This window comes from Nonomuraea antri (assembly GCF_013283785.1).
GTDB classification, from domain to species: domain Bacteria; phylum Actinomycetota; class Actinomycetes; order Streptosporangiales; family Streptosporangiaceae; genus Nonomuraea; species Nonomuraea antri.
Genome location: NZ_JABCPZ010000133.1, coordinates 21994 through 29986 on the forward strand (window position 1 = coordinate 21994; position 7993 = coordinate 29986).

General features: G+C 72.3%; 5 protein-coding genes. 2 read left to right on the forward strand and 3 right to left on the reverse strand.

Annotated features, from left to right (window positions below; genetic code table 11):
• Window positions 1-105 precede the first annotated feature (105 nt).
• Both HII36_RS34045 and HII36_RS34050 read left to right on the forward strand, forming a co-directional pair.
• Window positions 106-780: a response regulator transcription factor gene (locus HII36_RS34045; protein ID WP_173527417.1), complete on the forward strand. Its 675-nt coding sequence runs from the start codon at window positions 106-108 to the stop codon at window positions 778-780.
• Complete coding sequence (locus HII36_RS34050; protein WP_173527418.1) at window positions 773-2122, forward strand: sensor histidine kinase; 1350 nt, start codon at window positions 773-775, stop codon at window positions 2120-2122. Before HII36_RS34045 ends, HII36_RS34050 begins: the two co-directional genes overlap by 8 nt.
• 10 nt (window positions 2123-2132) lie before the next feature.
• Here HII36_RS34050 and HII36_RS34055 read toward each other — a convergent pair whose 3' ends face one another.
• The 3 genes from HII36_RS34055 to HII36_RS34065 form a co-directional block, all read right to left on the reverse strand.
• Window positions 2133-2981: a family 16 glycosylhydrolase gene (locus HII36_RS34055; RefSeq protein ID WP_173527419.1), complete on the reverse strand. Its 849-nt coding sequence runs from the start codon at window positions 2979-2981 to the stop codon at window positions 2133-2135.
• On the reverse strand, window positions 2978-4879 hold the full coding sequence (locus HII36_RS34060) for an acyltransferase family protein (RefSeq protein ID WP_173527420.1): 1902 nt from the start codon (window positions 4877-4879) through the stop codon (window positions 2978-2980). Before HII36_RS34060 ends, HII36_RS34055 begins: the two co-directional genes overlap by 4 nt.
• A gap of 100 nt (window positions 4880-4979) precedes the next feature.
• Window positions 4980-6401 carry a glycosyltransferase family 2 protein gene (locus tag HII36_RS34065; RefSeq protein ID WP_236004142.1) on the reverse strand — a complete coding sequence of 474 codons (1422 nt, stop codon included), beginning with the start codon at window positions 6399-6401 and terminating at the stop codon, window positions 4980-4982.
• Window positions 6402-7993 lie beyond the last annotated feature (1592 nt).

Consider the following 7993-nt stretch of genomic DNA (forward strand, 5'->3'; position numbering starts at 1 on the left):
ATGCTCAGAGCCTGCGTGATGCATCCTTAGGCGGACCTGAGACTGTCTGTGAGAGCTCTCAGTCTTCTCAGCGTCGTCTCAGCCCCGGAACGGGAGAATCAGCACATGAGAGTACTTGTCGTCGAGGACGAACGGCGGATGGCCGCCGCGCTCCAGCGGGGGCTCCAGGCCGAGGGGTTCGCCGTCGATCTCGCCCACGACGGCGAGGAGGGGCTGCACGCGGCCCGGCAGGGCGACTACGACATCGTCGTGCTCGACATCATGCTGCCCAGGCTGTCCGGCTACAACGTGTGCAAGCAGTTGCGCGCGGAGGAGAACTGGGTGCCGATCCTCATGCTGTCCGCCAAGGACGGCGAATACGACATGGCCGACGGCCTCGACCTGGGCGCCGACGACTACCTGACCAAGCCGTTCTCGTACGTGGTGCTGGTGGCCAGGCTGCGCGCGCTGCTGCGGCGCGACGCCGGACGCCGGCCCGCGGTGCTGACGGCCGGCGACCTGTCCCTGGACCCGGCGCGGCGGCAGGTGGAGCGGGCCGGTGACAGGATCGAGCTGACGCCGCGCGAGTTCGCGCTGCTGGAGTACCTGCTGCGCCGCCGGGACGAGGTGGTGTCGAAGTCGGAGATCCTGGAGCACGTGTGGGACACCTTCGACACCGACCCGAACGTGGTCGAGGTGTACGTCGGCTACCTGCGCCGCAAGATCGACGGCCCGTTCGGCAGGAACGCGCTGCAGACCGTGCGCGGCGCCGGCTACCGGCTGGCGGGCGACGGTGGCTGAGTCTCCCCTGGTCTGGTGGCGGCGTCAGGGGCTGCGGTTCCGGCTGAGCGTGGCGGCCGCCGCGGTGCTCGCGCTGGCGCTGGCGCTGTCGGCGACCGTGCTGCTCAGCGTGCTCGACCGGGCGCTGATCGACACCGTGGACGAATCGCTCGGCCGGCAGGCGCAGACCGTGCGCGTGCAGGCCGACGGCAACGCGCTGACCACCCCGATCACCACCCACGACGGCACGATCGTGCAGGTCCTCGACGCGCGCGGGCGGATCACGCACGTCACGTTCGGCACCGACAGGCTGGTGCCGCTGCTGGACGCGCGGACCAGGGCGCGGCTGCTGCGCGAGGGCACCGCCACCGACCTGGACGGCCGTCCCTACGCGATCCCCGGCCCGCTGCGCGTGGTGGCCGTCAGCGCCGACCGGGGCCAGACCGTGATCGCGGCCAGGCCGATCGGCGAGATCCAGACCAGCCTGGGCACGGCCGCCCGCGTCCTGCTGGTCGGCACGCCGCTGCTGGTGGTGCTGCTGGCGGTGGCGAGCTGGCTGATGATCGGCCGGACGCTGCGCCCGATCGCGGCGCTGCGCAGGGGCGCCTCGGAGATCACGCACACCGCCCGCTCGCGCCGGCTGCCCGTGCCGGCCTCGCGTGACGAGGTGCACCACCTGGCCACCACGCTGAACGACATGCTGGCCAGGCTGGAGGAGGCCGAGCAGCGGCAGCGGGCGCTGGTCTCCGACGCCTCGCACGAGCTGCGCAGCCCGCTGGCCAGCATCAGGCTGCAGCTGGAGGTGGCGCTCGGCCACCCCGACGGCCAGGACTGGCAGGAGACCGCCGAAGGCGTCCTGGAGGACACGATGCGGCTGTCCAGGCTGGCCGAGGACCTGCTGGCGCTGGCCCGTCTCGACGAGCGCGGCGGCGTGCCGGCCAGGAGCGAGCCGGTGCACCTGGACGAGGTCGTGCGCCAGACCATGGAGCGCTACGGCGAGGCCGGGCTGAGCGTCTGCGACCCGGTGCAGGTGCGCGGCGACGCGCTGGACCTGAGCCGGGTGCTGATCAACCTGGTCGACAACGCGGTGCGCCACACCTCCTCGAAGGTGGACGTGGCGCTGACCGCCGACGGCGTGCTGACCGTCACCGACGACGGCCCCGGCATCCCCGAGCAGGACCGGGAGCGGGTGTTCAACCGCTTCACCCGGCTCGACTCCGGCCGTAGCAGGGACGAGGGCGGCGCCGGGCTGGGCCTGGCGATCGTGCGGGAGACCGTGCGGGCGCACGGCGGCACGGTGACGCTGGAGGACGCCTGCCCGGGCCTGCGGGCCGTGGTCCGGCTGCCGGTCTCCCCCACCTGATCGCCCTGGCTCAGCCCCCCGTGGTCGACACGCTGACGTAGTCGACGAGCATCGGCCGGCCGGGGACGGTGGCCGCGGTGGGCCCGCCGCCGAACGCCTGCGGCAGGCCGCCGCCGATCGCCACGTTCAGGATGAGGAAGAACCCGCCGTGGCCGGTCGCCCGCTGCCAGGTGGCCGCGTCCATGCCGGTGGATTCGACCGTGAAGTACGGCTTGCCGTCCAGGTACCAGCGGGCCTGCCGTTCGGTCAGCTCCACCGCGTAGGTGTGGAACGAGCCGTGGCAGGCCGGGCAGGGGTGCTCGCCCGAGCCGATCCCCTTCGGCTCCTGGCAGGGGCCGCCGGGGAAGGTGCCGCAGTGCATGGCGGCCGAGACGGCGGGCCTGCCGTTGACGGCCTCCAGGATGTCGATCTCGCCGATGCCCGGCCAGCCGGTGTAGCCGTCGCGCAGCTTGCCGCCGAGCATCCAGAACGCCGGCCAGTAGCCCGCGCCGTCGGCCTGGCTCACGGCGGGCAGCGCGATCCTGGCCTCCACCCGCAGCGTGCCGCCCTTCGGCACGGCGAAGTCGGCGCGGCGGGTCTCGATCCTGGCCGAGGTCCACCGCCCGGCGTCGAGCCGCGGGGTGATGGACAGGTGGCCGCCGCCGACCGAGACGTTCTCCGGCCGGTCCGTCATGGTCTCGATCTCGCCGGTGCCCCACTGCGGGGCCGGGCAGCCGGGGTAGCAGGTGCCCAGGTCGTACAGCCAGTCTTCGGCGTTGAGCGCGGTGCCGTCGAAGTCGTCGCGGAACTGCTCCCGCGGGCCCTGGCCGGCGCAACCGGCCAGGGCGAGCAGGAGCATCAGGGTGAGCAGGACTCTCATAGCACCGTCGGGATCAGGTCGAGGTCTTCCAGGTCACGCTCCAGGCGCGGCGCGAGGCGTCTGACCAGGGTGTCGGTCAGGTGCGAGTCGTCGCGGTAGAGCACCACGCCGTCGCGCGCGGCCGGGCAGGCGGGGCCGCTCGGGCAGATCAGCTCCGAGACGTCAAGCCGCCACATGCCGGGACGCTTGCCCGCGGCGATCTGGTCGGCCAGCGGGTCGGGCCGCAGCCCGGTCGAGCGCGGGAAGTCGCACCGCTCGCCACCGGACAGGCAGGTGGGCACGTCGATGCCGGGCAGCGGCGTGTCACGCAGGTAGACCAGCGGCGCGCCGAGCCGCTGCAGCCTGGCCAGCGTGGTGTCCCAGCCCTTGGTGATCTCCTTGGCCGAGGCGTAGGCCGACAGCGACGCCAGCAGCACCAGCCGGGGCGGCGACTCGCGTTCCAGCCGGGCCAGCGCGTGCTCGCGCCAGGCGGTGCACTCGCGGTACTCGCGGCCCAGCCGCGGGTCGACCACCGACAGCGCGGGCAGCGGGCAGCCCGGTTTGGTCAGCACCTCCAGGGTCCAGCCGCGCCGCTCGGCCAGCCGCCTGGCCATGGAGAACCACTGGCCGGCGTGGGAGTCGCCGATGAGCACGATCCGGTCCTTGCCGGTGCCGAACAGGCAGGAGGGGCTGGTGGTCGCGGTCAGCTCGACCTCGCAGCCGTTCGACGGCGGGTAGTCCGAGCGCGCCGCCGCCGCGTCGACGGTGGGCGCCTCGGCGGCCGGGTTCCCGGTGGCCAGGGCCGCGGTGGTGACGGCCTCGCGTCCGGGCGCGGTCGCGCCGCCGAGCAGCAGCGAGGCGGTCAGCGGGACGGTCATCGCGGCCGTGCCCACCGCCAGCCCGCGCCTGGGCAGCGCGGCGACCACGGCCGAGAAGCGCACCGGGTTCTCCACCAGGCGCAGCGTCAGCCACGCCGGCAGCGCGGCGGCCAGCACCAGGACGAGCTTGACCGGCCACGACTGGGTCCCGGCCACGGCCTCGGCCAGGACGAGCACCGGCCAGTGCCACAGGTACCAGGAGAACGAGAGCCGTCCCATGGCCCGCATCCAGGGCAGGGACAGCAGCGGCGTGAACGGCGAGCGGAACGCGATGATCGCGGCCGTGCCCAGCGTGGGCGCCAGCGCGCTCCAGCCCGGGTATCCGGACTCGGAGATCGTCAGCGACCAGGCCAGCGCGAGCGCGCCCGCCGTGCCGAGCACGGCCTGGGGCAGCCGGCCCAGGCGCGTGACGTACAGGGCGGCCAGCGCGCCCACGCCGAACTGCCAGGCCCTGGTGGGCGAGGCGAGGTAGGCGGCGGGGCCGTCCCAGGTCAGGCAGAGCGCCAGCGAACCGGCGGTCACCAGGGCGGCCACCAGCCCGACGGCCTTCCTGACATGCCTGCGCGCCAGGAACGCGGCCACCAGCAGCAGCGGCGCCCACACCAGGTAGAACTGCTCCTCCACGGCCAGCGACCAGAAGTGCAGCAGCGGGCTCGGGTCGCGGTCGGCAGCCAGGTAGTCGGTCTGGGCCGCGACGAAGCGCCAGTTCACCACGTACAGCGCGGCGGTGAACACGTCCGCGGCCACGTCGGCCACGCGCAGCGGCGGCAGCAGCAGCCACGCCGCCACCGCGGTCACCAGCAGCACGATCCCGGCCGCGGGCAGGATGCGCCTGGCGCGGCGGGCGTAGAAGTCGGCCAGGGAGAACGTGCGTGCCTCCAGGTCGCGCACGATCAGCCCGGTGATGAGGAAGCCGGAGATGACGAAGAAGACGTCCACCCCGACGAAGCCGCCCCCGAGGCCGGGCACGGCCGCGTGGAAGGCGAGCACGAACAGGACCGCGACCGCGCGCAGCCCCTCGATGTCCCCCCGGCGCTTCATGGCAGCAGCGGGGGCAGGATCGCCCAGCCCGAGGCCAGGACGACGGCGAGCAGGAGCAGCGCGGTGACGGCCAGGGCCTCCGGCCAGCGCAGGCGGTTGTTCACCTGACGAACCTCCACAGATCCCGGACCAGCGGCACGGCGATGTACGTGCTGGCCACCGCGAACAGGCTCAGCGCCCAGTAGTGGTCCCAGCCGTAGGCGGGGGCGCGCCAGGCGATGCCCGCCCACACGGCGGCCGTGGTCAGCACCAGCCAGCCGAACGCGATCCTGCTGATCGTGCGCACCAGCCTGGAGCGGGCCGCGCCGGCGCCGCTCGGCTCCCAGGCGGCCACCCGGTCGCGGACGGCGTGCCAGATGGCGAACAGGTGGCAGTAGGCGTACAGCGTCTGGGCGCGGAACACCTCGAACCGGTAGCGGCCCACCGACACGGCGGGCAGCAGCACCAGCGCCACCCACAGCGGGCCGACGAACGGGATCATGTGCCAGGCCCGGACGTCCTGCGGGTAGGCGTAGAGCATGATCAGGCCGGGCAGCGGGATGGCCGCGATGTTGATCGCCGAGACGAAGTAGGACAGGAACCCGCTCCAGTACGACACGCGGGCCCGCCACGGCATCGGGGTGCGGTGGAAGTCGCGGCTGAACAGCAGGCTCAGGCAGCCCATGGCCCAGCGGTACTGCTGGGCGACGTAGGAGCCGACGTTGTCCGGCGACAGGCCCTTGGCCAGCAGCACCGGCACGTACTTGGTGCGCAGGCCGTGCTTCATCAGGGCGACGCTGGTGTAGATGTCCTCGCTGTGGTCGATCTTCGGGAAGCCGCCGATGACGTCCAGGGCGGCCCTGCGGTAGACGACGTTCGTGCCGACGCAGATCGCGCCGCCGTCGGCGTCGCGCGAGGGCTGCAGCCAGCGGTAGAACAGCTCCTGCGCGGCCGCGGCGGTGCGCTGCACCCAGGGCATGTCCTGCTCGGTGTCGAAGAACTGCGGCGACTGGGCGATGGCGACCTCGGGGTCCTCCAGGTACGGCACCAGGTGGTGCAGGAAGTCCGGGCGCGGGCAGAAGTCGGCGTCGAACACCGCGATCAGGTCGGAGCCGCTGAGCGTCAGGCCGTGGTCGAGGTTGCCGGCCTTCTTCAGGTGGCCGCGGTCGGGGCGCGAGTCGTAGTCGAAGGCGTACTCGCGGGCGAGCATCTCCACCTCGGGACGATCTGCGTCGTCCAGGACGAGCACCCGCAGTGGACCGCTCCAACGCAGCGCGGCCACGTGGTGGAAGGTGTTGCGCAGCACGTCCAGGGATTCGCCGAGGGTCGGCAGGAACACGTCGACGGACGGCACCCGGTCGGGCCGCCACGAGCGCTGCAACAGCAGGTGGGATTCCCAGGTGGTGGTGCGCTGCCGCTGGCCGTCGACGTAGGAGAACAACCAGCTCGCCAGGTTCAGGACGAGTGCGGCCAGGAAGGGCAGGAGGACGGGGTGCCGGAGGGAGAAAAGGAATAAAGTTCCGGCGGTGAATGTGAGCGACAAGGGGACGGCTAAGAGGACCCAGCGACGTTGCGGGCCGAAATAGAGCGCTATTTCAGAATCGGTTGGTGGTTGCGGAAGAAAGTTCCGGTCCGCACGCTGCGACGCTGCAAGCGTGGCTACGGACATGTCTGATACCCCCGTTTTGACTGGCAACTTGCGCCACCACTCTAAGGAAACTTTCCTAAGTGAAAGCGGCCAGAAGGGGAATGGGCGGTAAAGTGTGATCTGTTTCACATGGCTCGTCAATTGTTAAACCTTTCCCTGGGAAAGAAAGGTTTCTCCACCAATTGATAACCGTCCGAAACAATCCACCACCCGCCGTTACACCACCGCCATACGCCGGGCCCCGTTCCCAGGCCCACAGCACCCCCACACGACCAGCACCACCACCGCATTTGGCCGCACCACCGCACTGGACCGCACCACCAGACGAGCAGCACCGCAGCACGGGCAGCACCATCAGACGAGCAGCACCGCAGCACGGGCAGCACCACACGGGGGTGGTTCACCTTGCCGGCCTGCTTCACCGATGGCAGCAGTCCACCGGCGGCCGCTCCCCCTTGGGGCGGCTCGCGGTGCCGGCGCGCCCGCCCGCCGCCGCGACGCCACCGCCCTTGTGGTGCCACCCCGCGAGCCAACGCCGCCCCGTAGCGCGATGCCAGCCCGAGGCGACGCCCCTCGGTGAGGCGGTAGCACCCCACGAGGCGCGCCCCCGATGGGATGGTGCGGCCCCTTGAGACGTGCCCCCCGACGAGGCGGCGGTGCCGCCCCTTGTGGCGAGCACCCTTTGGGGCGGGCCGCCCCTTGAAGCGGGCCACCCCTTGAGGGGAGCCGCCCCTTGAGGCGCGCCGCCCCTCGAAGCGGGCCACCCCTCGAAGCGAGCCACCCCTCGAAGCGGGCCACCCCTCGAAGCGAGCCACCCCTTGAGGCGCGCACCCCTTGAAGCGGGCCCCGGGGCGAGCAGGCTGGCAGCCGTGCCGTGTCCCCAGGGGCGCACTCCCAGCGCCGGTGCGGCCCGCAGTGGTACGGCGGAGCCCGGCGCAACCCGGTCGGCGACCAGCCCACGGGGGCCGCCGACGAGCAGGCCGAACGACCGAACCAGCGGGCGACTGACGAACAGGCAGGCCAGCCGACGAGCATGCAGACCGAACAACAAACGGGCAGGCCGAACGGCGATCGGGCGTTCCAGCGCGCGAGCCCGAAAGGCGGCCCTGGCTGATGCCGGGGACGGGCGGACGGGCGATGGGCCCCGAGGCACGACGGGATCGAGCCTCGAAGGCACCGCAGGATCAGGTCCCGAAGGTGTGACGGGCTTGGACCCCACAGCACCACGGGATCAGGCCCCGAAGGCACGCCGGGGCTTGGACCCAAAGCACGACAGATCGGTCCCGAAGGCGTGACGGGATCGGCTCCCGAGGCACGACAGGACCAGGTCCCGAAGAACGCCGGGGATTGGGTCCCGGAGACGCGACGGTGCCTGGGCCCCGAGGCGCGACAGGATCGGGCCCCGGAGGTGTCGGGATCGGGTCCCGAAGGCGCGACGGGATCAGGTTCCGGCGGACCGGAAGGAAAGGCGGGTGCCGCCCCGGGGG

What these genes read in the sequence shown, in the direction of transcription:
- HII36_RS34045 (WP_173527417.1), top strand. Translation starts at nt 106, where the DNA reads ATGAGAGTACTTGTCGTCGAGGACGAACGGCGGATGGCCGCCGCGCTC.
- HII36_RS34055 (WP_173527419.1), bottom strand. Translation starts at nt 2,981, where the DNA reads ATGAGAGTCCTGCTCACCCTGATGCTCCTGCTCGCCCTGGCCGGTTGC.
- HII36_RS34060 (WP_173527420.1), bottom strand. Translation starts at nt 4,879, where the DNA reads ATGAAGCGCCGGGGGGACATCGAGGGGCTGCGCGCGGTCGCGGTCCTG.